Genomic DNA, 26,692 nt, shown 5'->3' on the forward strand with positions numbered 1-26,692 from the left:
TTGCTACTTTGTTTTATGAGATTCATTTCCTTAATTTGAGCAATGCGATTTTATAGCGTTTCTACAATTATATTGTCATTTGTAAACACACAAATATCAGCTGCAACTTTTAAACTTTCGTATGCCATTTCACTAGCAGAAAGTTGTGCTGCATGTCTTTTTAGTGCTCGACCTGCGCTAAGTGCATAGTTACCACCTGACCCAATGGCAATTAAATCATCATCAGGTGCAATAACCTCACCTGTACCACTAACAATAAGTATGGCATCTTTATTCATTACGATAAGCATCGCCTCTAATTGTCGTAATTGTTTATCTCCACGCCATTCTTGTGCTAGTTCAACAGCTGCGCGCTCTAAATTACCACTAAATTGCTGAAGCTTTGTCTCAAATTTTTCGAAAAGTGTGAAGGCGTCAGCAACACTACCTGCAAAACCAGCCAATACTTTTCCTTCGTATAAACGTCTTACTTTTCTAGCAGTTTGTTTCATAATAACTTGTTGACCTAATGTGACTTGACCATCACCAGCCATAGCTGCTTCACCATTATGGCGTACAGCATAAATTGTTGTAGCGTGTAAAGAATTATCCATAAATTACTCTCCTTTTTTTGCTCGAGGATGTGCGTTTAAATACACCTTTCTCAGTTGTTGATTCGAAACATGTGTATAACGTCCAGTAGTCGATAAATTGACGTGACCAAGTAAAGATTGTACAGTCCTTAAATCAGCACCTTGATTTAATAAATGTGTAGCAAAAGTATGTCTTAATTTATGAGGATGTATGTCATTGACGCCAGCGGTTCTTTTAACGACATCATTAAGTACATATCTTACTCCTCTTTCGGTGATAGGATCACCTTTCATATTTACAATTAAATAATCATGATTGGCTAATTGTTTAGGTTGGAATTCTTCTAAGTATCTTTCTATACTCTGTCTACAGAACTCTCCAAAAGGGATAAACCTTTCCTTATTTCCTTTACCTAAAACTTTTACACCTGGTAAGTTCATATCTATATCTTTTAGTTTAATATTTATTAATTCAGACACACGTATTCCTGTTGCATATAACAATTCAATAATAACTTTGTCTCGTATGCCTTTTTTATTATCATGCTCTACAGTTTGAAAAAGTGCTTCCATTTCTTCTTCATAAAAGAATTGAGGTAAATACTTCTCTTTTTTAGGATGCACTAGTTGAACAAAGGGATTAATAATTGAATTATCTTGAGTCATCCAAAATTCATAGAAGGTACGTAAAGTTGATATCTTTCTTGACACCGTAGTTCTTTTTAATTGATTAGAATATAAAAAAGCCAAATAGTTTCTAGCATCTTTATATTCAAAAGTCTCAAGTTGTAAATGTTCTCTTTCTAAAAAGTTGTTAAATTGAACTAAATCATCATGATAAGATTTTAACGTATACTCTGAAAAGTTTCTTTCAACCTTTAACATATATAAAAATGTTTCTTGGATTTTATCCAAAATCAATCCCCTCCATCATATTGCATTGTAGCATATGTGTAAAAACGCATACAATAATTTGATAATCAATTCAAAATCTTTAGAGAATTAATTTCAAACTTTATCCAAAATTAGTCATAATTTTCTCTAACTCACTTGTCTTACTTAATTTAAGTTAGTTTTAAATAATATTCATCACAAAAAAACCAGGTAGTTACCCACTACCTAGTTAACCTATTTGTAAATTACAGCGTTTGTTTGTAATTATCTAAATACTCTAACGCTCTTTTGGCTTGTGTTTCATATCTTTCTTTTTTATCTTTAATACGTTTTTCGAGAGATGGTAAAAGACCAAAATTGGCATTCATAGGTTGAAAATTCTTCTCATTTTTGGCATGTGATATGTAGTAAGCCATACTACCTATCATTGTCTCTCTAGGGAAAATAACTTCCCCTTTGTCTAAAATTTTATGCGCAAGATTAATACCTGCAACTAATCCACTGGCAGCACTTTCAACATAACCTTCAACGCCAGTCATTTGTCCAGCAAAATATAAATTATCATGTCCTTTTAATTCATATTTTTCGTTTAAAACATCAGGTGAATTAATAAAGGTATTTCGGTGCATCACACCATATCTTACAATATCAACATTTTCTAATCCTGGAATTAAACGAATGACTTCTTTTTGCGCACCCCATTTTAAATGTGTTTGAAAGCCAACAATATTATATAATGTTCCAGCTGCATCATCTTGTCTTAATTGAACAACTGCATAAGGGCGTTTCCCAGTCTTAGGATCTTCAAGTCCAACAGGTTTCATCGGACCAAATAACAAAGTTTTTCGCCCTCTTTCAGCCATGACTTCAAAAGGCATACACCCTTCAAAATATTTTTCTTTTTCAAACTCATTGACTGGTGCAACTTCAGCTTCTAATACTGCATCATAAAACCGGTTAAACTCTTCTTCAGTCATAGGACAATTAAGATACGCTGCTTCACCTTTATCATAACGTGATTTCAAATATACTTTATCCATATTAATTGAATCTTTTTCTATTATTGGTGCGGCAGCATCGTAAAAATACAATTGATCTTTACCAGTAATATCAACAATTTCTTGAGCTAAATGCTCAGTAGTTAGAGGGCCAGTTGCAATAATCGTATAACCTTCTGGTATATGATTAACTTCTTCATTTAATACAGTGATGTTAGGGTGGTTTCTTAAGGTATCTGTAATATAGCCAGCAAAATCATGTCTATCCACTGCTAAAGCACCACCCGCTGGCACACGTGCTTTATCTGCTGATGTGATAATTAACGAGTCTAAATGTCTCATTTCCTCTTTAAGAACACCAACAGCATTTGTAAGTGCATTACCTCTCAATGAATTTGAACATACCAATTCAGCAAATTTATCTGTATGGTGCGCCGGTGTCTGTTTAACTGGACGCATCTCAATTAAATTCACTTTAATTCCACGTTGAGCTAATTGATATGCAGCTTCAGAGCCAGCTAAACCAGCTCCTACAACGTTTACTTTTTGCGTCATTTTGCCCCTCCTAAAATCACTCATCTATTTTTGAACTTCTTCTTCATAATCACAGTTGGAGCACACAACTTGACTACTTTTACCTTTTTTCTTGTTCACAAGGTAATGATGACACTTAGGACAATCTCTTCCAACAGGTTTATCCCAAGAAATAAAATCACATTCTGGATATCTAGAACAACCATAGAAAATTCTATTTTTCTTTGATTTACGTTCTACGACATCTCCTTCATTACACTTCGGACATGTGACACCAATCGTTTTGACAATTGCTTTGGTGTTACGACAGTCCGGAAAGTTCGAACATGCCATAAACTTACCATATCTTCCCATTTTAATAACCATTGGAGAACCACAGACTTCACAATCTTCACCAGCTGGCTCGTCTTTAATCTCAATCTTTTCCATTTCAGATTCTGCGCGTTCAACATCTTGTTTAAAACTGTTGTAGAAGTCTCCTATTACTTTACGCCAATTCATGTCACCTTCGGCAATTTTATCAAGTAATGTTTCCATGTTTACAGTGAATTCTACATCAATAATTTCTGGGAAGTATTCTTTAACTTGCTCATAAACAATTTCTCCTAATTCAGTTGGGATGAAGCGTTTACTTTCTAACTTGACGTAGTTCCGCTTTTGAATCGTATCAATGGTTGGAGCATATGTTGAAGGTCTTCCAATTTTAAGTTCCTCAAGCGTTTTAACTAAACGCGCCTCAGTATAACGAGGAGGAGGTTGTGTAAAGTGTTGTGCCGGTTCAATCTTTGTCGCAGTTACCTTATCTCCTTTATCTAGTTGAGGAAGCTTATTTTCTTTATCATTCTCTTTATCATCTTTTGCTTCTACATATAGTGTCATAAAACCTTTAAATTTAATAGTTTGACCATTAGCTCTAAATTTAATGTCGTTTTGAGTTACATCTAAAGCTACTGTATCCAAAATAGCTGGAGCCATCTGACTTGCTACAAATCTTTCCCAAATTAATTTGTATAGACGGTGTTGATCTCTAGTAAGAAAAGCTTTCATGTCATCAGGAGTTCGCATTGTACTAGTAGGTCTAATAGCTTCGTGAGCATCTTGATCGCCCTGTTTACCCGATGATTTACGCTGAGACACGTACTGTTCACCATATTTATCATTTATATATTGCTGCGCTTCTGATTTTGCAGAAGTTGAGATACGAGTAGAATCGGTACGCATATACGTAATTAAACCTACTGTACCTTGACGCTTTAAGTCAATACCTTCGTATAATTGTTGTGCTAACATCATTGTCTTGCGTGCTTTAAAATTTAGTTTACGTGCAGCTTCTTGTTGTAAGGTTGATGTAGTAAATGGATGAGCAGGATAACGTGTTTTTTCTTTACGATTCACATTTGTGATTTCAAATTGATCACCATTTAATGCTTCAGTAATCCTTTGAACATCGTCTTTGTTGTTTAGCTTATAAGGTTTATTTTTATAGTGTAGAAATTTAGCTGTAAATTTAGATTTCTTGTATCTAAATTCACCTTCAATGGACCAATACTCTTCAGGTTTAAAATTACGAATTTCATTTTCACGATCAATGACTAAACGTAAAGCAACTGACTGAACTCTCCCAGCAGAAAGCCCTTTTTTAACTTTCTTCCATAATACTGGAGAAATATTATAACCAACGAGTCTATCTAAAATACGACGTGCTTGTTGCGCGTCAACTAAATCCATTTCAATACCACGAGGATGCTTAAAACTATCTTTAACAGCATCTTTTGTAATTTCATTAAATACTACTCTATTTTCTTTGCTATCTTCTAATTCTAAAATTTTTGATAAATGCCAAGCAATCGCTTCACCTTCACGGTCAGGGTCACTAGCTAAAAATATTTTTTTTGCTTTTTTCGCATGTTTTTTTAAATCTTTAACTACAGGACCTTTGCCACGAATTGTAATATATTTTGGTTCATAGTTATCTTCAGTGTCGACACCCATTTGACTTCTTGGTAAGTCACGAACATGTCCCATTGAAGCAATAACTTTATATCTTTTGCCTAAATATTTTTCAATGGTTTTAGCTTTTGCAGGCGATTCAACAATGACTAAATTATCTGCCAAAGTTTATTCCCCCTTGCAAATTGAATTACTAAAGATAAATGATAAACGGTTAATTTTGTATTTGTCAACGTTTTAATTTTTAATTTCCAATTTTGTAAGAATTGTTATTATTTTTGATTCATTAAACTTTAACTAAATTAAAGGATATAAATAATTAATTCAGAAAGTAAATCTATCATTTACTAAAATAGATAATCATATAATATACTACTTTCATCTATAACAACTTGAGCACCTTCATTTATCCTTCTTAAATTACCTTTAGTCATTTTGTTGAACATTGAACCAGGTAGAACATAAACATTTCTATTTTGCTCTAAAGCACAATCGATAGTGATTTGACTACCACTTCTTTCTTCAGCCTCAGTTATAAGTACCCCTCTGGACAGACCACTTATAAGCCTGTTTCTTTCAGGAAATTTATGCTTACTTATAGGAGAAAATGGTGGATATTCACTTATCACTAAGCCATTCCTTTCAACTTTAGTTCTTAAATTTAAGGTTGCTTTAGGATAATGATAACAATGGCCAAATCCAAGTACGCCAATAGTTGGTAATAGGTATTTAAGTGCGGTTTGATGTGCTACACTATCTGCACCGCGCGCTAATCCAGAAACAATCGCCATATTTAATTGTCTAAATGAAGGAAAAAGATAGTTTAAAGATTGACTTGTATATTGTGTGGCATTACGTGAGCCAATTACAGCTAAAGAGTGAGAATGATTAAAGAACTGTGGATTTCCTTTGTAGAATATCACATAAGGATAATCATACATTTCTTTGCAAAGAGAAGGGTAGTTATCATCAAAGTATGTTGTAAAACTAACATTTGCTTTTTTCATTTCTTTAATAATGTCCATCAGCTTTAATTCTTTGAAACGTTCATATTTGTTCCATAGCCTTTCAGAATTACGCTCTGTAAGCCACCTTTTTATCATGTCATGTTGATGAAATACGTTTTCTGATAGAAAGTCAGGATATGTACTTGTAAGATGATGAAGTTGTGCCGTAGTGAAATTTGCCCAATATAGTTTTAACATCGTCTGTTGTATCAATTATCATTACTCCTTTGTCCTTATTATACCTTCAAATTCAAATATTTTAGTTTACTGTTTAAAGACATTTATTTTTTAAATATCATGTATTTGTAAGGAGTAATTTAATGACAAAGGTTTAATGTGTCATAGTGTATTGTAAAATTGTCGAATTTCATGTTTCTACTATTATATATAAATCAACGTATCAAAAAAAGATAACTAATTTTTTTAAATAAAATCATGCTAATACTTAATCCATTATTTTGATTTTTATTTAAATCAACCTACCTGGTTCCTCACCAAATTCTCTGCACTAAAATTTTCCGTTACCATTCTGTTCCCATATTTATATTTTCAATTGAAATATCTATCAAAAATTAAACTATTCTTCTATTTAAGTATTCAACAAATGATGATACACCTATATGGGATGGAATACTTACCAACATATGTATATACCTTTGCTTCAATTATTTTACAATTTTCCACTCACATCATTGACACAAGGGATTTCTTATACCTTATTTCTTTTCCATATATCACTAGCCTGCTATATCTGGGCTCAAAAACAATGTGCTACTTACAATTTCATTATGTATGTGCTAAACTGTTTGTGTCGGATGACATTAAAAAGCATCTCTTCGTGTTGAATATTTTGGTTGGCTGACCGATGTATATTCTAGCATATAGAGATGCTTTTTTTAGATAAAGCTAAACTTTTGTGAATCATACGCATAACGTATGGTGTTCTTTATACAAAAAACAACGAACCTGAACAAAGGTTTAATGTTCAAGGTTCGTTGAAATCAATACTAATATATATTATTTTTTAATAGTTAATAACTCTTCATAAATGCCTGCTTTTTTAGCTGCATCAATAAGGGTTGTTCCTATTTCAGAAGGTGTATCTGCAGTTTCAACACCACAATCGTTTAATGTTTTAATCTTTTCAGATGCTGTACCCTTACCTCCTGAAATAATAGCTCCAGCATGACCCATACGTTTACCTGGAGGTGCTGTCTGACCGCCGATAAAACCTACTACAGGTTTGTTCATATTTTCTTTAATCCATTGTGCCGCTTCTTCTTCTGCGGTACCACCAATTTCTCCAATCATTACAACGGCTTTAGTTTCAGAATCTTCATTGAACGCCTTTAAAACATCAATAAAGTTAGTCCCATTTACTGGATCACCGCCGATACCTACAGCAGTTGTTTGACCGATACCTTCTTCAGTTAATTGATGCACTGCCTCATACGTTAATGTACCAGAACGAGACACGACACCGACATGGCCTTTTTTATGGATATATCCCGGCATAATACCGATTTTACACTCGTCGGCAGTTATCACACCAGGACAGTTTGGTCCTACTAAACGTGTTTTACGACCTTGTAAATATCTTTTTACTTTAACCATATCAACAACAGGTATATGTTCAGTAATACAAATAACCATGTCTAAATCGGCATCAGCTGCTTCAATAATTGAATCAGCAGCGAATGGTGCTGGTACGTATACAACAGATACATTAGCTCCTGTTTCATTTTTAGCTTCTTCAACAGTGTTATATACTGGAACACCTTCTACAACTTGTCCACCTTTACCAGGTGTTACCCCTGCAACAATTTGTGTCCCATAATCAAGCATTTGTTTTGTATGGAAAAGGGCAGTAGACCCTGTGATACCTTGTACCATTACTTTCGTATTTTTATCAATAAATACACTCATCTTAGTGCTCCCATCCTTTCCTTATGCTTCTTTAACAAGTTTCACAATTTTTTGAGCACCTTCAGCCATAGTTGCTGCTGGCTCAATAGCTAAACCTGATTCGTTTAATATTGCTTTACCACGTTCGACATTAGTTCCTTCTAAACGAACAACTAATGGTAATGTTAGTTCAACTTCTTTAACCGCTGCTACAATACCTTCGGCAATAACATCACATTTCATAATTCCACCAAAAATATTTACAAAGATACCTTTAACATTGTCATCACCTAAAATAATTTTAAATGCTTCAGTTACCTTTTCTTTTGTAGCACCGCCACCTACATCTAAGAAGTTGGCTGGATTTCCACCAAAATGATTAATTGTATCCATAGTTGCCATGGCTAAACCTGCGCCATTAACCATACAACCAATATCTCCATCTAAAGCGATGTATGATAAATCATATTTAGAAGCTTCTATTTCCTTAGGATCTTCTTCTTCTAAATCTCGTAATTCTAAAATATCTTTATGTCTAAATAATGCATTATCATCAAAGTTTAATTTAGCATCTAAAGCCAATACCTGACCGTCTCCAGTTGTAACAAGTGGGTTAATTTCAACAATAGAACAATCTTTTTCGATAAAGACATTATATAGTGCTAATAAAAATTTAGTTGCTTTTCCAACTGATTCTTTTGGAATGTTAATATTAAAAGCGATACGTCGCGCTTGGTAAGGTGATAATCCTACTACTGGATCAATTGTTTCTTTGAAAATCTTTTCAGGTGTTTGAGCTGCAACCTCTTCAATTTCAGTTCCACCTTCTTCTGATGCCATCAAAGTCACTTTATCAGTAGCACGATCAATAACAAAACCAACATAATATTCTTTTTGGATATCGCATCCTTCTTCGATATATAAACGTTTGACCTCTTTGCCCTCTGGCCCAGTTTGATGTGTGACCAATTGTTTACCTAGCAGTTCATTTGCGTACGTTTCGACTTCAGATAATGATTTAGCAATTTTCACGCCGCCTGCTTTACCTCTACCCCCAGCGTGAATTTGCGCTTTAACCACATATACGTCTGAATTTAATTCTTTCGCTTTTTCCACTGCTTCTTCAGCAGTAAATGCTACTCGTCCCTCTGGAACTGCAACGCCCATTGAACGAAATATTTCTTTCCCTTGATACTCGTGGATATTCATCTTCCATCCTCCTGTTTCTTAGGTTAAGTTGCCCTTTAATTATAAAAAATGTAAGCGCTATTGTAAACTGATTGACAGTATTTATTGCAATTTAAGCAAAATTCAAATTATTTCATCATTGATTTAATTGGTTCAAATGATTGACGATGTTCATTGATTATGCCCACTTGATCAATAGCCTTTAAATGTTGCTTAGTTCCATAACCTGCATTTTTATCAAAACCATATTCTGGAAACTGTTTAGATAGTTGTCTCATATATTGATCACGGTATTCTTTAGCCATGATACTTGCTGCTGCGATAGACACACTTTTAGCATCACCTTTAATAATTGAGGTTTGTGGAATATCAATATCTAGTGTCATTGCGTCTATTAATAAATGTGTAGGTGTAACATCTAATTGATTTATAGCACGTAGCATAGCTAATTGAGTTGCCCGATAAATGTTCAATTCATCTATTTCAACTGAGGACGCTATGCCATATGCATATTGATAGACATTTTCTTTTAAATTTTGATTAAGTCGTGCTCTATTTTTGGGAGACACTTTTTTAGAGTCATCTAAACCAATATAATGATGATTCTTCTCTAAAATAACTGCACAAGCCACAACTGGTCCAGCCAAGGGCCCACGCCCTACCTCATCAATTCCACAAATTAATGCATCCCTGTTAGAGGACATAATGTTGTTTTCGTATTGATTCATGGATAAATAGTGCTCTTCTAATGCTTGTTGCTTAAGAATATTTTTTTCCCTAGACTTAATCGCATTTATAACACCTTTACGTGAATCATTATTTGCTTCATGTTTATGTAACTCTTCCAACGTTTCAATTCGAGATAGTTTTTCTTTGATTTCTTTAATTGTTAGAGACATACTATCATTCACTCTTCATTTCTTTTAAAATATCAAAACAATAAGTTCCAATTTTTGCATTTCTCATATCATTGATGATCAACTCAATGACAGATTCATAATCTACTTCATTTCCTTTTTGTAACAATCCCCTTCTTCTTCCAATTGCATCAAACCAATCGAGTATCTCAGCGTCTTCATGTGTATCAATATTATAATGTCTCTTTAAAGCTGAAACATCATGTTTAATCATAAAATTCAAACCATAAATAGCTACCTCATCTAAATGAACGATACTATCCTTAATTGCACCAGTTAAACTTAATTTTTTACCGACTTCTTCATCTTCGAATTTAGGCCATAAAATACCTGGTGTATCTAGTAATTGAAGAGACTTTCCAACTTTAATCCATTGTTGCTGTTTTGTTACTCCTGGTTTATTTCCAGTTTCGGCGATACTACGTTTTGCTAACTTATTGATAAGTGTTGATTTTCCTACATTAGGAATGCCTACAATCATAGCTCTTATCGCTCTAGGTTTTAAACCTTTAGCTTTTTCACGATCAAATTTTTCTTGAGTTGCTTTTATAGCTTCAACTTCAACATTTTTAAGATTCTTGCCATGTTTTGCATCTACAGCTACCGGATAGAAACCTTCATCTTTAAAATAAGTTTCCCATTTTTCTAATTCTTTTAAATTCGTCATATCTTTTTTATTTAAAATTACTACTCGAGGTTTTTGTTTAATGACATCATCAATCATAGGGTTTCTCGAACTGTATGGAATACGTGCATCGACGAGTTCAAAAACTACATCTACCTTTTTCAGTTGTTCACTAACTTGTCTTTTGGCTTTAGCCATATGACCTGGATACCATTGTATCGCCATGAGTCATCATCCTATTCTTATTATTTTCTTAAACTTTTATCTATAACTTCATAATTATACTTTATAATAGCTACCCCAACCACTTTAAGTTTAACACGTGCATCATTTAGTATAAAAATCATTTTTCTATTCATAAAAAATCTACGATGACTATTTGTAAACTTATTCAAAACTATTAAAATCAATTAACTTTATTAAATAACATTAAATTTAATGTAAATAGATTTAAATAATGCCACTAATACTTTCATTCATTGCCATAATAACCTACAATTTGACTAAGCTAACAAAATTTTTAGGTCAATATGATGCATTTTAGGAGAAGTAAATGAGAAGAAAAGCATGTTTCATTATATTATTAATTACATTATCATTAATTGGTCATAGTTATATTATTTTTCGCTTCCATCATGATGGTGTTCTTTCAACTGGCCCAAATGATGGTATGGAACAGATGATTCCTATTCAAATGTATCTTTATCATCAATGGACTCAAGGGAACTTATTTTATTCAACACATTTGGGTCTTGGCGGAGATTTTTTCACTGACTTAAGTTATTATTTTTCAACAAATTTAATATTTATTTTAAATGTCCCTATCATCAAATTATGTGAAATATTCTTTTCATTGAACACAAATCAAATTCTTCTTTGGATGTACAACGCACTAATTGTTTCAATTATTAAATCAACTATTGCTCTGTTTTGCACTTATTTATTTAGTTATTATATTTCTAAAAATAAAATAATCGGTTTATTGATTTCATTTATCTTTGTTATTTCACCTTTGTACTTTAGATTTACAATTTACTGGCCATTCTTTAGTGATACTTTCATTTGGTTACCACTCTTATTATTAGGGATTGAACGTTTATTAAGGGATTTTAAAGTAGGTTTATTTATACTAACTGTAAGTCTAATTCTAATTAATAACTTTTATTTTGCATATTATTTCCTCATTATTGGTATAGGTTATACCTTGATTAGAATTATTTACAGACATCCTAAAGATAGTTTAACTCGTTGGCAAGCTTCTCTTACAATTATATGTAGTGCTCTGCTCGCTTTAGGAAATAGTATGTTTGTGTTCTTTCATGGTGTTCAAAGTTTTCTTAATAATCGTCGACAATCATTTACAGGACAAGTGAATTGGATTGAACATTTAAATAAAGATACCAATATATTTTTCGATAATTACTTGATTGTTGTGATATTTTTATCTATTCAAGCTCTTTTGACAATCAAATTATACAAACATTTTTATTATAAATTATTTGCATTGTTATTATTGGCAACAATTATTTTTGCATTTCTCCCATTTGTTGACCAACTATTTAATGGGTTTTCAGCACCTCAAAAACGATGGCATTTTATCTTAGCTTTTAATAGTTCAATTTTAATTGGGTTATTTGTAAAATATTTTAAAACAATTCGACCAAAGACTTATATTTATACTAATCTGATAGCTCAAAGTGTCATCTACATAAGTTCAATTAGCTACAATACTTTTTTACCTTGGCTCTCTTTAGTTCCAGTAGTGTCAGTGATTGGACTATTAATTTTATTAATAAAAGAGAAAAAAGTACGTTATTATCTTACTTACCTTTATAGTATTTCAATCGCTGCTCTCAGTCTTATGATTACTTTCGTATTCATAAAAAATCAAATTTTCTTTCAAGATCATATCAATCGTGCGAACAAGCGATACATTAATTCAAGTTTCTATAGCTCGACTATACAAAGATCGTTAGTAAAAGAAATGAACCAAACTAAGAATGACGATCAACGAATAAATTGGCGTGTCGATGAACAAGATAATACCCCTATGTATCAAAATTTTAAAGGACTTAGTATTTACTCTAGTATATTTCATCACAACATTCTCGATTTCTATTATGATGCCTTAAAAATTAATTTAGCTGAAGAATCTGTCAGTCGATACCAGTCTACTAATGCTCGGCAAAATATCGAGAGTCTGTTTTCAGTAAAATATTTAATGATGAAAGATTATCAAAATTTTATTCCATCTTATTTTAAGAAAGTTAAGTCACGTGGACAATATATTATTTATAAAAATCAACTTCCACTACCAAGTGTAAAAGTAACACAAAACATTTATAATCATAAAAGTTTAAAAAAACCTATAGATAGAGAACATGCAATGATTAATGGTGCTATTGTGACATCAAAAGGTACAGCGTATCACTCAAAAGTTAAAAATTTGTTAGACCAAACACGTGTATCAACACAAAATATAACACGATATTCAAACAATGAACTAACCGTTAATAAAGAGAGCGGAATAATCAAATTACATTTACCTAAGAATATAAGAGACAAATACAAAGATTTTTATCTCACTATGAATATTAAACGAGGCGATCCTGACAGTAATTACACTGTGAGCATCAATCAATATCATAATCATCGTCTATACAATGATTCTATATATCGCACGGGAATAAGCAAAGTGCTTTATCGAAGTTTACCAGACAAAAATGGTGATATTACGATTCAACTATCACCAAAAGGTAAGTTCAATTTGGAACTGTTAGAATTAAACGGTGAAAATTATGATACGCTAAAACAAGCACACCATCATGCTAACTTTAATATGCGTTATAAAGATATAAAAAACGGGGTAAAAGTTAACTTAGATCACCATTCTAAAGGACTTGCAGTCATTAATATTCCATATCGTAAAGGTATGCGTGCATACGTGGATGACCGACAAAGCAATATCAAAAAGGTGAATTATATGATGACAGGTGTTCCGGTTAATAAAAATAATAAAACAATTACGATTCAATATCGACCACCTTTTCTAAAAACGATGTTTTCTATCTCAATATTTAGTATAGTGGTGAGTATTGTATTCATTAGATTAAAGAATATAAGGAAAAGAAAGATGAGGATTCGCCATGATTAAAAATATATGGAATAAACCTATTAAACGTTTTACACTAATCGTTTTAGTTAGTTGTATATTGTCATTTATTCTATATGGCCCTTTTCTCTATCAATTTATAACTAAAGGTATAGTATTTAGTGGTAGTGGAGATGGCTTCAGACAAATGATGCCTTTTCAAATGTACCTTTATGAACACTTCACATCATTAAAAGGATTTTATGATGCTTCATTTGGATTGGGAGGCGACTATGTTAAATCACTGGCATATTATTATTCACTATCTCCATTGATGTGGATCAACTTCTCTATGATATGGATATTAGAACAAACTATCAATGTGAATCCTCATGACATCAGCTTTTGGACAATAAACCAATTAATCATGGCATATGTGCGCACTGTAATCACATTTATTTTTTCATTTTATTTATTTAGTTATTTGCGACTTAAACCCGCACCAATGTTTATCGCAACTATTTTATATGGTATGTCTACTGTTGTTACATATTATAATTTTACTTGGTCTTTTTACGGTAATCTTTTAATTATGTTACCTATGTCACTTTGGGCTATAGAAAGATTCTTTAAAGAACGTAAAATAGGTTGGTTTATTTTCGCGATTGCTTATACATTATTCTCAAACTTTTATTTTAGTTACTATGAAGCAATTGTCATAGGTTTCTATTTTATTTATCGATTCGCTATTCCTCATGAGAAAGATATTGTGAATCGTTGGCAGAAATTATACATACTCGTATGTGCCACTTTGTTAAGTGTATTAGTAAGTATTTATGGACTATATACTGGTGTATCTTCTTTTTTAGATAATGACCGAACACAAAATCCTAATTTCAAAATTACTTTTTTCACAAATTTATTTGAAACCAATTATAATATTTTTGCTGATGGTTTTTACATTACAATTTCTTTTATTGCTATCATTGCATTATTTTGTTTTAAATTATATCAACACTATTATTATAAATTGTTCGCAATTGCAACTTGGATTTTACTTATCGGTTCCTTTTCTCAATGGTTTGACAGTGCATTTAATGGCTTTTCATTACCCCAAAGACGTTGGGTTTACTTTTTAGCATTATCAACAAGTGTATTAATTGCATTGTTCATACAACATTTAAGTGAAATATCAATTAAAGAATACACCTTTGTTGCTATACCAGTATTCATATACGGTTTCATATTTATCGCACTGTCGGAAAGATCAGTAAAGTGGATGTTTGTTGCATTGATTTTAATCATAGTGTTATTTATATTTATTAAATATAAATCGTTGTTAACACGTACCTCAATGATGGTATTACTCGTTGTCTTATTTTTAGCTCAACAAGTCTTAATGACTAATGATTCCAGAAAAATTACTATCGAACCTTATCAAACGACTATCAAAACAATTAATGATTCGAGCTATAGAAGCCCTGTCCTAAATAAAAAAATTAAGTATATGCATCAAAGCTCTACAGATCCATTGAAAAGACTAGATTATTTTTCATACTATGCATTAAACTCACCTTTGATATATCACTACAACGGCACATCATTGTATTCCAGTATTTTCGATGGAGATATATTGAAATACTATGACCAGACGTTACAAATTAATATGCCTGTAGATAAAAATAGTACTTATCGATATTTAAATAATCGTGCAAACTTAATGTCTCTTTGGGATGTTCAAGATCGATTACGACATCCTGATGATTTAAATATGCCTTATGGTTTTAAAAAGAAAGAACTTATAACTGATAAAAAAGATCAATGGATTCACTCTGTTAATACAATAAATTATCCTAGTGCACACATTACTAATAAAATTTATGATGCAAGAAAACTAAAATCTCCCCTTGATAGAGAGCAAGCTATGCTTAAAGGTGTCGTATTGAATCATAAATCCCAAGCCAATACTGATTTTAAACCTAATCCTAATTTACTTTCTAATGCAAAACAAAACTTAAATCATGCGAATTGGATTGATAGTAAACATTTAAAAGTTAAACAGCACAATGGTGGCGTCACCCTCAATTTACCTCGCAATATAGTTAAAAATTATAAAGATATGTATATTGAAATGGATGTTGAATTACTGTCTCCTGACAAAGAGCATAAAGTAGGGGTTAATGAATATTCGCAAGAAAGAAACCGTTTGTCATACAAATACCGTCGTTTTGTTTCGCCAGTGACGATGCGTGCTAAAGCTTCAAATCAACTTAACATTAAGATGTCAAAAGGAGTTTATCGTTTTAAAGTAAAAGGAATTTATGGTGAAAACTATCAAACATTAAAAAAAGCTTCTCAACAGCTCCAACCAGTTAAAGTAAAAAAAGAAAGAAATGGTTTCACAATTATTAAAAAGAAAAAAGAACATGGTTATCTTGTCTTGCCAATGGTATATGCTAAAGGAATGCATGCAATGGCAAATGGAAAGCCTCTAAAGGTTCAACAAGGCAACGGTATTATGACTACTATTCCTGTAAAAGAGGGACAAACAAAGATAAAATTAAGTTATACCCCTCCTTATTTTTATTTATTAATCACTGTCAGTTGCATTGGGATCATTTTAAGCATTCTTTTCACTCATTACGTAAAAAGAAAATAAATTAGTTATTAATGATTTAAATAACTCAATATTTTAAATTAGAAGTATTTAAGATTGCTTTAAATTAACTCATAGTTCATTATGATGATTTTTAATTGATAGAAAACTATCAATTTTTTCGATTTTATTTACAAAGTTAAAACAAAGACCTAAACATTTTAGTGCTTTGTTTTTAACATCAATTGTCGGTGTCGAACTTAAACCTATGTTCAAGACTTACTTAATGTAAAGTTAGTTATTGACTGAATTAGAAAATAGCACTTTCATAGTTTTCATCAAAATTTTAGGCTTAATCATAGAAAATTTTATTTAGTATTCGGTGTAAAATATACAATCAATATGAATTCTGATTCATATCTTCAATAATTAGGACAGCCGTTTAATTTAAGATAAAATAAAAAAGCTTTCAAACTCTGGTAAAACAGAAGTTTGAAAGCTTTTTTCATTATGGCAAATCTTAAGCAATAAGTTGAAATTGGCAACTATAGTGCTTATAGACTGGCCTTTTATAAATTGTCGAATATACTGATTAGCGAATTTCTTGAATTCTAGCAGCTTTACCACGTAAACTACGTAAGTAATATAATTTAGCACGACGTACTTTACCACGACGTTTAACTTCAATTTTTTCGATTTTAGGCGTGTGTAATGGGAAAGTTCTTTCCACACCTACACCAGAAGAAATTTTACGAACTGTGAAAGTTTCTGAAATTCCTCCACCACGGCGTTTAATTACAACACCTTCGAAAACTTGGATACGTTCGCGAGAACCTTCAACGATTCTTACGTGTACACGTAAAGTGTCTCCTGAACGGAAAGTAGGTAAATCAGTACGTAATTGTGATTTAGTTACTGCTTCGATTAACTTATGATTACTCATTATAAATTCTCTCCTTCAACCTATGTTCTTGCCTAGACAAAAGTATAGCAGCGGATCATAGTGATTATTAGTGTTTTTTCACACTTGAATTATAATAGCATAACGTTAATCATTTTTCAATTTCTTTTTATAGGTTTCTAAAATTTCTCTATCTTTTTCAGTTAATGGATATTGTTCTAATAAATCTGGTCGCTTTTCATAAGTACGAATGAGTTTTTGTTCATGTCTCCACTGATCAATGTGCGCATGATTGCCAGATAATAATACTTCAGGAACACTCATATTTTTATATTCACGAGGACGTGTATACTGAGGAAATTCTAACAATCCATCTGAAAATGAATCATCTTGATGTGATGCTTGATTACCTAAGACGCCTGGAATAAGCCTCACTATTGCATCGGTCATCGTCATTGCTGGTAACTCTCCACCAGTTAGGACATAATCCCCCATTGATATTTCATCAGTTACAAGATGCTTACGTATGCGCTCATCATATCCTTCATAGTGTCCACAAATAAAGACTATATGTTTTGCTTCACTTAATTCTTGTGCAATCTCTTGAGTAAAGGGACGACCTTGTGGACACATAAGTATCACTCGAGTATGTTCATTATGATTTATGTCTTCCATAGCATTAAAAACAGGTTCAGGCTTTAATACCATACCTTGGCCACCACCAAATGGGTAATCATCAACTTGATTATGCTTATTAATAGAATAATCTCGGAAATTGATAGTATTAACATTAATGATTCCCTTATCTTGCGCACGTTTTAATATTGAATGGTTTAAAACACCTTCAAACATTTCAGGAAATAGCGTTAAATAATCTATCTTCATTAATCTAACAATCCTTCCATCGGTGTAATTTTAATCGTTTTAGTTTCTATATCAATATCTTTCACAACATCTTCAATATAAGGAATGAGATACTCTTTTTCACCTTTAACAACCCAAACGTCATTAGCACCTGTTTCAAAAATATTAATCACCCGACCAATTGGCGTATCATCATCTTTAAATACTGTACAACCAATAATATCCGAATAATAGTATTCATGTTCTCCTAATTCTATATCTTGGTGATCACGTTCTTGATAAATATAATCACCTTTCAAATGTTCAATTTCATTTATATTGTTGATTCCTTCAAACCTTAACATGTGAAATCCTTTATGTATACGATAAGAAGCGACCGTATAAACAATTTCAGTATTATTATGTTTTACAAGTAATTGTTCACCAGGTTGAAATCGTGTTTCAGTAAAATCAGAATTGGATTTCACCTTTACTTCCCCTTTAATACCATGGGTATTGACTATTTGTCCAACCTCTACCTCCATGTATGACCCTCCTTCTAATTAAAGTTTATTAAACTGAATCAAATATATATTAACACGTATGTATGTAACAAATAAATATGATTAAAAAAGGACGCCATAATGGCGTCCCAAAAAAACATAAGCTAATTATTTAGCATTCTTTTGTTCATCAAATTTTTTCAAAATACCTTCTCTAGATAAGATATTGTGAACTGTATCAGTTGGTTTAGCACCGTCGTGTAACCATTTTAAAGCTAATTCTTCGTCGATTTTAACTTCTGGTGCATTAACGTGTGCTGGATTGTAAGTACCTAATTGCTCAATGATACGACCATCACGTGGTGAACGTGCATCTGCAACTACGATACGATAGAATGGGTTTCTTTTAGAACCTAAACGAGTTAAACGAATTTTAACTGCCATTTAAATTACTCTCCTTTATGTGTTTATTATTTTTATTTTCTACAAGAATAAATAATAACAGTTACACAAATTTTTGTAAAGACTTTTTTCTTTACCAAAAGTAGATTTACGAAGTAAATCGTACTTTTGGTTATGCATGTGCTTTAGCTCAGGCGTTCCACTACTCTTTTACGAAGTAAATCGTACTTTTGGTTATGCATGCGCTTTAGCTCATGCGTTTCTATTAATTTTGTTAATAATCCTTATAAAGGTTCAAAAAAATCAAGCACCGAAGACACTCTCGAGTTTCAATGCTTGATTTTATAAATTAAAATGGTAAGTTCATACCCTTTAACATATTTTGCATTTGGTTTCGTTTAGCTTTTTTACCTTTACCGCCACCAGTAAATTGTTTCATCATTTTCTTCATATCATTAAATTGTTTCATTAATCGATTAACTTCTTGTAAAGATCGGCCGGATCCTTTTGCAATACGTTTTTTACGTGATACATTTAATGTTTCAGGGTTTGAACGTTCCTTAGGTGTCATAGATTGTATAATCGCTTTAATATGATCAATTTGTTTATCACTCATATTAAGCTTATCTAAACCTTTCATTTTATTCATACCAGGAATCATTTTCATAATGTCATCTAAAGGACCTAAATTCTTAACTTGATCTAACTGTTCTAAGAAATCATCTAATGTAAATGATGACTCTCTCATCTTCTTCTCTAAATCTTTAGCCTTTTCTTGATCTACATCTTGTTGCGCTTTTTCAATGAGGCTTAAAACATCACCCATACCTAAAATACGTGAGGCCATTCGTTCAGGATGGAATAATTCTAAACCATCCAATTTCTCACTCATACCTACAAATTTAATAGGTTTTTGGGTAACGGAACGGATTGAAAGTGCTGCACCACCGCGTGTATCACCATCTAATTTAGTCAATGTTACACCTGAAACATCTAATTGTTCATCAAATGATTGTGCCACATTCACAGCATCTTGACCTGTCATTGCATCAACAACAAGCATAATTTCGTCTGGTTTAGAGATTTCTTTAACTTCTTGAAGCTCATTCATAAGTGCTTCATCAATGTGTAAACGACCAGCTGTATCAATGATAACGAAATCTAGATGTTCTTCTTTAGCATGTTTTAAAGCATTTTCAACAATTTGTTGTGGTGATACTTGATCACCTTCACTATACACAGGGATATCAATTTGTTTACCTACTGTTTGTAATTGATCAATAGCAGCTGGACGATAAATATCTCCTGCCACAAGTAAAGGTTTTTTGTTATATTTTTTACGCATTAATAATGCCAACTTACCTGCTGTCGTCGTTTTACCTGCACCTTGTAAGCCGACCATCATGACAACAGTTGGTGGTTTGTTTGCCATCTTAATGGAAGTATTTTCTCCACCCATTAAACTAGTAAGTTCTTCTTGTACGATTTTAATAACCTGTTGGCCAGGTGTTAAAGATTGCATGACATCAGAACCTAGCGCTCGTTCTGAAACAGTCTTAACAAATTCCTTAACAACTTTGAAGTTAACATCGGCTTCCAATAACGCTAATCTCACTTCACGCATCATCGTTTTAATATCTGCTTCTGTTACTTTCCCTTTACCACGCATTTTTTGCATCGTGGCTTGTAAGCGATCGGATAATCCTTCAAATGCCATAACGTTTGCCCTCCTTTATTATAATGATCACTACTCTAATTCTTCTAATTGAGTGATATATTGTTTAAGCAACTCAGGTTGATTAAGTGATTGTTTCATTAAGTTATATAATTCACGACGTTTCTCGAATCTTTGGTATAGTCGTAATTTCGATTCATAATCTTCTACTAAATCGCCAGTTCTTCTTATATTATCATAAACTGCTTGTCTACTCACTTCAAATGTATCAGCAATTTCACTTAAAGAATAATCTTGTAAATAAAATAATTCGAGATAATTTTTCTGTTTATTTGTAAGCAAACTTTGATAAAAATCAAATAGATAATTCATACGCAATGTTTTAACTAAATCATTTTGTCCCATTTTAGTTACCTTCTTCAGATTCAACGGATGAATTTCCAGAGATTTCTTCAGGGATATCTTCATTTTGTTCTATCATATCAGCAAATAATCCATATACATAGCTTTCAGGATTAAACGGTTGTAAGTCATCCATTTTTTCGCCTAAACCAACATATTTAACTGGAATGTGTAACTCATTTCGAATTGCTAATACAATACCCCCTTTAGCAGTACCGTCTAATTTAGTTAAAACTATACCTGAGACATTTGTAACTTCCTTAAATGAACGTGCTTGTGAAAGTGCATTTTGACCAGTTGTTGCATCCAAGCATAATAAAGCTTCATGGGGGGCATCAGGTATTGCACGATTAATCACACGTTTCATTTTATCTAACTCTTGCATTAAATTAGATTTATTTTGCAAGCGTCCTGCAGTATCACAAATTAAAATATCTACGCCTTTATTTTTTGCGGCATTAATCGCATCATATACTACTGCTGCAGGGTCAGAACCTTCGTTTTGGCTCACAACTTCAACACCAACACGTTCTCCCCAGACGTTTAATTGTTGAATTGCTCCAGCTCTGAAGGTATCACCAGCGGCTAACATTACTTTTTTACCTTCTTGTTGATAACGATAAGCTAATTTACCAATTGTTGTTGTTTTGCCGACACCATTCACACCAACCATCAGTATGACATTTAAACGTCCATCTTCAATATTCATTGCTTCAGAATGATCGTCCTCTTGATGATAGATTTCTACAATCTTCTCAACTATAACTTCTCTTAAGTCTTCTGTTTCTTGTATATTACGTCTTTGTGCTTCTGTACGTAGCTCATCAGTTAATTTCATAACGGTATTAAAACCAACGTCCGCAGTAATAAGCATTTCTTCCAGAGCTTCGAAGAAATCTTCGTCAACTTTTCTATATCGAGCAATTAAATTATTTAACTGTTCTTGGAAGTTTTGACGTGATTTTTCCAAACCGGCTTTGAATTTTGCTCCAATTTTTTGAGCTTCAATTTCTTCAAAATCTTCAATCGATATCAAACCATCTTCGTCAAAATCAGCTTCACTTAATTTTTTAGGTTTCTTTTTGGGTTTGACTTGTTCATCAGAATCATTCGGGTCCATTGAATCTGAGTCACTATTAGCATTTGAATCTACAGTTTCATCTAGGTCTTTTTGAATATCATCTTCACTTTTACTAGAAAATTTATCTTTCAGACGTTTAAAAAAACTCATGCTTGTTCCTCCTTCATAACCTCATCTATTGTATTTAGGTTGACGCTAACTAACTTAGAAACACCAGACTCTTGCATTGTTACACCATATAAACGATCAGAAAACTCCATCGTTCCCTTCCGATGTGTAATTACAATGAATTGTGTTTCTGTAGATAATTCATTTAAATATTGGGCATATCGTATCACATTCGCTTCATCTAATGCCGCTTCTACTTCATCTAGTATAACAAAAGGTGCTGATCGAACTTTGAGAATGGCGAACAATAATGCTATAGCACTTAAAGCACGTTCACCACCGCTTAATAATGAAAGATGTTGTAATTTTTTTCCTGGCGGTTGTACGATGATATCAACGCCAGCAGACAAATAGTCATCTTCAGTTAAACGAAGTTCTGCTTGTCCACCACCAAATAATTGCTTAAACACTGTCGTAAAATGATCTTGAACCGCATGAAATGTTGTCTTAAAACGACCTTCAACTTCTTTATCCATTTCATGAATGATTTGTTCTAAGGTTTCTTTTGCTTCTCTTAAATCTGTTCGTTGCTCATTTAAAAATGTGTATCGTTCATTCAACTCTTCAAATTGTTCTATTGCATTTAAATTTACAGGACCTAATTCATCGATTGTCATCTTCGTTAATTTTACTTTTTTACGCAAATTGTCAATAGTTTCATCAGAATCATATTCCATTCTTGCACGTTCTACTGTGAGTTGATACGTGTCATTTAAATGATCTATTGCATGGTTGATTAATACATCTAGCTTTGATTGTTTTGCTTTAATATCTTGATAATGATTTTCTATAGAAAGTATATCTTGATGACATTTTTGAAGCTGACTTTCATTTATTTCGATTTTCTCATTAAGATCTTTACGTTGCTGTTTAATCTCACTAAGTTGTTGATTTAAATTTTGTCTTACATTTTCTTGTTGCTGAATTTGCTCTTTCAACTTTTCAAAAGCATCTTTACCCATCATTTCATCTGAATTAAACAATTTGATTTTTTCATTTACTTCAATTTTTTGACGTTCTGAATCGCTAAGTTGTTTATCTAAACGTTCATAAACTTGCTTTTGCGATTTAATTCGCTCTTTAACAACAGCTAAATCAGATTGTTTTTGATGTAGTTGTTGTTGTGTTTGATGTGTCGAAGCTTTTCCTTCTTTTGATAATTGTGTATATCTTTCAATATCACTTTCTAGTTGCTTCAATTGTTGTTGTATCTCAATTAAATGATTTTGTTTTTCTTTTAATGTTTCTTTACTTTTATCACTTTGATATCCATCATTTTTTTCAAATTCAAACTCTTCATGTTCATTTTTAAGATGTGCTTCTTGTGTTTTTAGTCTATCCAGTTCTAATTCGTGATGATGTACTTGTTCTTTTAAATTGTTGTACTGCTGACTTGCACTAAAATATTGTTCACTTAATTGTTCAGCTTGTGTTTTTTGTTCTTTAAACTGACGTTCAAATTCTGCTGTTTGTCGTTGATAATCTTCAAGTTGATTTCGCATTGTTGATAATTCATCTTTTTGTGACAATATACTTTTTGTTTTACGTGCTCCTCCTCCTGTCATGGAACCACCAGGATTTACAACATCACCTTCTAAAGTTACTATTCTTGTCCGATATCGAATGGCACGTGCAAGTTCATTTGCATGTTTTAAATTTTCTACAATGATGGTATTACCTAATAAATTTTCAATGATGTTTTGATATTTAGCAGATACATTTATGGCATCAGATGCAATATTAATGAACCCTTGTGAACCACGAGCTACATCTTTAATGTCAGCAGCTACATGTCTTGGTTGAATCACGTTTAATGGTAAAAAAGTAGCACGACCTAAACCTCTTTGCTTCAAGTACTGGATTGCTTGGCGACCGTCTTTTTCATTATCAACAATAACGTGCTGTAACGATGCACCTAAGGCGGTTTCAATCGCTTGTGTCATTTCTGAAGGAACGTTAATCACTTCTGCAACCGCACCATGAATTCCTCTTAATTCTTTATCTTTTGCTTTCAAAATGTGCTTTACACCATTAAAGAAATACGTGTAATCTTCCTCTTGAGTAGCTAAACTATCAATTCTTGATTTTAACTTTTCATTATAACGATAGGCTTGATATAGTTTATTTTCATATTCAGATAGAAGTCTTTTAGAATCTGTCAACTGTTGTTCTAATTGTTGAATATTTTGTTCTACTTTTTCCATAGATTTCTTAGAACTTTGGTATTCCTTTTGTGTTTGAGTAATATTTTGTTGAATGTCTTTAAGTTGATTGAAAGCCTCTACTAAACGCGAATCTAATCGTGATTTTTTTGCTTCATTTTCATTGATTGTATGTTCTAAAAATCTTATATCATTATTAACATCTGATTGTTCTGACATCAATGTATAATAACTATTTTTAATTTCTTCTAGTTTTTCGTCGTGTTGTTCATCGGATATATAAAGAAGTGACTCTAATTCTTGAACTTCCTTGTTTAATTGCTTTTGCTTATTTTTTAACTCAGCTAATAATTTTTCATTTTGGGCTTTTTCATTTTTAATAGAATCAATTTGTGATTCTAAATTATCTAATTCTTCCTCATATCTTGCATTTGTTTCTGATTGGTTTTTCTTTCGTTCTTCTAATACATTTAGCTTACCTGATAATTGCTCATAATTCTCAGTTGCTTTAACTAATTCATAATTTAACTTTTCAATGTCATAATCGTTTTGTTGACGTTTACCTTTATATTTTTGTAGTAACTGATTGATTTGAGCTTGTTGACCTTCTTTCTCAGCCTGTTGACTCTTTAGGTGATTTAAACGCTCATCTAATCGCTGATTATCTTCAGTATAATGATCAATGTCAGATACTGTAACGATGACATCACTTTGCTCCATCTCTTTAGATAATTGCTTATATTCTTTAGCAATGGCCGCCTCTTCTTTTAACGGTTCCACTCGTCCCTCTAAATCATATAAGATATCTTCGACTCGATTAAGATTATCTTCAGTATGGTCAAGTTTTTGAATCGATTCAGCTTTACGTTTTTTATATTTAAGTACTCCGGCAGATTCTTCAATAATTTGTCGACGATTGATTGGTTTTGCATTCAATATTTCATCTACTCTTCCTTGAGAAATAATACTAAATGCTTCCTTTCCAAGTCCTGAATCGAGAAATAAATCTATAATATCCTTTAACCGTGCACGATCATTATTTAAATAATATTCACTCTCACCACTTCGATAGAGACGGCGTGTGACAACTAATTCCTCAGAATCAATTTGTAGTTTTTGTGAATGATTATCTAATTTAAGTTTTACTTCAGCAAAATTTTGAGCTTTTCTATGTTCAGCACCTGAAAAAATGATATCTTCCATTTTAGCACCGCGCAGTGATTTGGCAGACTGTTCACCTAGTACCCATTTAATTGCATCAGTAATATTACTTTTACCACTTCCATTAGGACCAACAATAGCTGTCACACCTTTATCAAATTGAACATTGGTATGGTCGGCAAAAGATTTAAATCCTATGGCATCAATTGATTTTAAATAAACCATTGTATTCTCCTTATCACAGTCGTGTTGAGTTGATAAGCTTGGGGCTATATTAACAATTATTAAAAATTATCAATATAGATTAAAGCTTTATATGATAATTAATCATAGATTATCATATTTTTATAATTATAATGATTTTTTATTTTTCATTAGTTTATACGCTTGTTCTGCTGCCTTTTGTTCGGATTCTTTCTTTGTCTTTCCTTTACCCTCTGCAACTGCTTTATTTTCTAAAATCACTTCCGATGTAAATAGTCTATGATGTGCGGGACCCTCTTCTTTAATTAATTGGTATGTCACATCTCCTTTATTTTGGCTATGCACATATTCTTGGAACTGTGTTTTAAAGTCTACGACACCAACAAGCTCGTCATCTTCTACATACGGAAAGATGACTTTTTCAGCAAATGTCCATACTGAATCTAAACCTTGATCTAAATACAGTGCACCTACAAAAGCTTCAAATGCATCTGAAATAAGGGAAGGTCTTGTTCTGCCTCCTGTCTTCTCTTCACCTTTACCTAATAAAATCAGTTCGTTTAATTTAATCTTATTCGCAAATATCACAAGTGAAGGTTCACAAACAATTGTTGCGCGCATCTTTGTCAAATTACCTTCTGGTAAATGAGGATGTCTGTCAAAAAGATAGCGTGAAACCGTCAATTCTAATACCGCATCACCTAAAAATTCTAAGCGTTCGTTGTGTTCTAAACGATTCATATTAAAGTCATTAATAAAACTTGAATGAGAGAATGCCTGTTGATATAAATCAATATTTTTAAAATGTAATCCTAACGACTTCATTTTATCAGTAAATTTTTGTTGAAAATCATGTACCATTTCTTTCTTTTTCTGGTTAGCCACAACCTAACCTCCTAACTATAAATTTCAA

General features: G+C 32.2%; 20 protein-coding genes. 2 read left to right on the forward strand and 18 right to left on the reverse strand.

What is annotated here, in order from left to right:
- Positions 1-50 precede the first annotated feature (50 nt).
- The 9 genes from hslV to ylqF all read right to left on the reverse strand — a co-directional run bounded on the left by hslV (position 51) and on the right by ylqF (position 10,815).
- Positions 51-593 carry an ATP-dependent protease subunit HslV gene (gene hslV, locus AC1Q7N_RS00945; protein ID WP_001829498.1) on the reverse strand — a complete coding sequence of 181 codons (543 nt, stop codon included), beginning with the start codon at positions 591-593 and terminating at the stop codon, positions 51-53.
- 3 nt (positions 594-596) lie between these two features.
- Entirely contained in the window at positions 597-1,457 is an 861-nt protein-coding gene (xerC, locus tag AC1Q7N_RS00950) for a tyrosine recombinase XerC (RefSeq protein ID WP_002439503.1), read from the reverse strand.
- Between the two features lie 254 nt (positions 1,458-1,711).
- Positions 1,712-3,019: an FADH(2)-oxidizing methylenetetrahydrofolate--tRNA-(uracil(54)-C(5))-methyltransferase TrmFO gene (gene trmFO, locus AC1Q7N_RS00955; RefSeq protein ID WP_001832560.1), complete on the reverse strand. Its 1,308-nt coding sequence runs from the start codon at positions 3,017-3,019 to the stop codon at positions 1,712-1,714.
- 24 nt (positions 3,020-3,043) lie between these two features.
- The gene (gene topA, locus AC1Q7N_RS00960; RefSeq protein ID WP_001829508.1) at positions 3,044-5,113 is read right to left on the reverse strand and encodes a type I DNA topoisomerase; all 2,070 of its coding nucleotides are present in this window, start codon (positions 5,111-5,113) and stop codon (positions 3,044-3,046) included.
- A gap of 182 nt (positions 5,114-5,295) precedes the next feature.
- Positions 5,296-6,168, reverse strand: coding sequence for a DNA-processing protein DprA (dprA, locus tag AC1Q7N_RS00965; RefSeq protein WP_002484839.1), 873 nt, complete (start codon positions 6,166-6,168; stop codon positions 5,296-5,298).
- Positions 6,169-6,972: 804 nt separating this feature from the next.
- On the reverse strand, positions 6,973-7,881 hold the full coding sequence (gene sucD / locus AC1Q7N_RS00970) for a succinate--CoA ligase subunit alpha (RefSeq protein ID WP_002446283.1): 909 nt from the start codon (positions 7,879-7,881) through the stop codon (positions 6,973-6,975).
- 21 nt (positions 7,882-7,902) lie between these two features.
- On the reverse strand, positions 7,903-9,069 hold the full coding sequence (gene sucC, locus AC1Q7N_RS00975) for an ADP-forming succinate--CoA ligase subunit beta (RefSeq protein ID WP_002439496.1): 1,167 nt from the start codon (positions 9,067-9,069) through the stop codon (positions 7,903-7,905).
- Positions 9,070-9,176: 107 nt separating this feature from the next.
- Positions 9,177-9,947: a ribonuclease HII gene (rnhB, locus tag AC1Q7N_RS00980; RefSeq protein ID WP_001829514.1), complete on the reverse strand. Its 771-nt coding sequence runs from the start codon at positions 9,945-9,947 to the stop codon at positions 9,177-9,179.
- A 4-nt stretch (positions 9,948-9,951) separates the two neighbouring features.
- On the reverse strand, positions 9,952-10,815 hold the full coding sequence (ylqF, locus tag AC1Q7N_RS00985) for a ribosome biogenesis GTPase YlqF (RefSeq protein WP_002468554.1): 864 nt from the start codon (positions 10,813-10,815) through the stop codon (positions 9,952-9,954).
- Between the two features lie 328 nt (positions 10,816-11,143).
- Between ylqF and AC1Q7N_RS00990 the strand changes: the two genes are divergently transcribed.
- Complete coding sequence (locus AC1Q7N_RS00990) at positions 11,144-13,744, forward strand: YfhO family protein (protein WP_010959172.1); 2,601 nt, start codon at positions 11,144-11,146, stop codon at positions 13,742-13,744.
- A complete protein-coding gene (locus AC1Q7N_RS00995) occupies positions 13,737-16,340 on the forward strand; it encodes a YfhO family protein (RefSeq protein ID WP_020368058.1) in 2,604 nt (867 codons plus the stop codon). Before AC1Q7N_RS00990 ends, AC1Q7N_RS00995 begins: the two co-directional genes overlap by 8 nt.
- A gap of 529 nt (positions 16,341-16,869) precedes the next feature.
- Here the strand turns inward: AC1Q7N_RS00995 and rplS are convergent.
- The 9 genes from rplS to rnc form a co-directional block, all read right to left on the reverse strand.
- Entirely contained in the window at positions 16,870-17,220 is a 351-nt protein-coding gene (gene rplS, locus AC1Q7N_RS01000) for a 50S ribosomal protein L19 (RefSeq protein WP_002436293.1), read from the reverse strand.
- 105 nt (positions 17,221-17,325) lie between these two features.
- Positions 17,326-18,063: a tRNA (guanosine(37)-N1)-methyltransferase TrmD gene (gene trmD, locus AC1Q7N_RS01005; protein WP_001829466.1), complete on the reverse strand. Its 738-nt coding sequence runs from the start codon at positions 18,061-18,063 to the stop codon at positions 17,326-17,328.
- The gene (gene rimM, locus AC1Q7N_RS01010) at positions 18,063-18,566 is read right to left on the reverse strand and encodes a ribosome maturation factor RimM (RefSeq protein ID WP_001832559.1); all 504 of its coding nucleotides are present in this window, start codon (positions 18,564-18,566) and stop codon (positions 18,063-18,065) included. Before rimM ends, trmD begins: the two co-directional genes overlap by 1 nt.
- 126 nt (positions 18,567-18,692) lie before the next feature.
- Positions 18,693-18,968, reverse strand: a complete 276-nt coding sequence (gene rpsP / locus AC1Q7N_RS01015; RefSeq protein WP_002439483.1) for a 30S ribosomal protein S16 — start codon at positions 18,966-18,968, stop codon at positions 18,693-18,695.
- Positions 18,969-19,275: 307 nt separating this feature from the next.
- Complete coding sequence (gene ffh, locus AC1Q7N_RS01020; RefSeq protein WP_001830113.1) at positions 19,276-20,643, reverse strand: signal recognition particle protein; 1,368 nt, start codon at positions 20,641-20,643, stop codon at positions 19,276-19,278.
- 30 nt (positions 20,644-20,673) lie between these two features.
- Positions 20,674-21,006 (reverse strand): putative DNA-binding protein, encoded by a 333-nt coding sequence (locus tag AC1Q7N_RS01025; protein ID WP_002457379.1) that lies wholly within the window; start codon positions 21,004-21,006, stop codon positions 20,674-20,676.
- Between the two features lies 1 nt (position 21,007).
- Positions 21,008-22,234: a signal recognition particle-docking protein FtsY gene (ftsY, locus tag AC1Q7N_RS01030; RefSeq protein ID WP_002476650.1), complete on the reverse strand. Its 1,227-nt coding sequence runs from the start codon at positions 22,232-22,234 to the stop codon at positions 21,008-21,010.
- Positions 22,231-25,800: a chromosome segregation protein SMC gene (gene smc / locus AC1Q7N_RS01035; RefSeq protein WP_002502931.1), complete on the reverse strand. Its 3,570-nt coding sequence runs from the start codon at positions 25,798-25,800 to the stop codon at positions 22,231-22,233. The genes ftsY and smc overlap by 4 nt, the downstream gene beginning before the upstream one ends.
- A gap of 126 nt (positions 25,801-25,926) precedes the next feature.
- The gene (rnc, locus tag AC1Q7N_RS01040) at positions 25,927-26,664 is read right to left on the reverse strand and encodes a ribonuclease III (RefSeq protein WP_002456575.1); all 738 of its coding nucleotides are present in this window, start codon (positions 26,662-26,664) and stop codon (positions 25,927-25,929) included.
- Between the last annotated feature and the right edge of the window lie 28 nt (positions 26,665-26,692).

The sequence above is a fragment of the Staphylococcus sp. GW823-FHT05F06 genome (assembly GCF_058795495.1).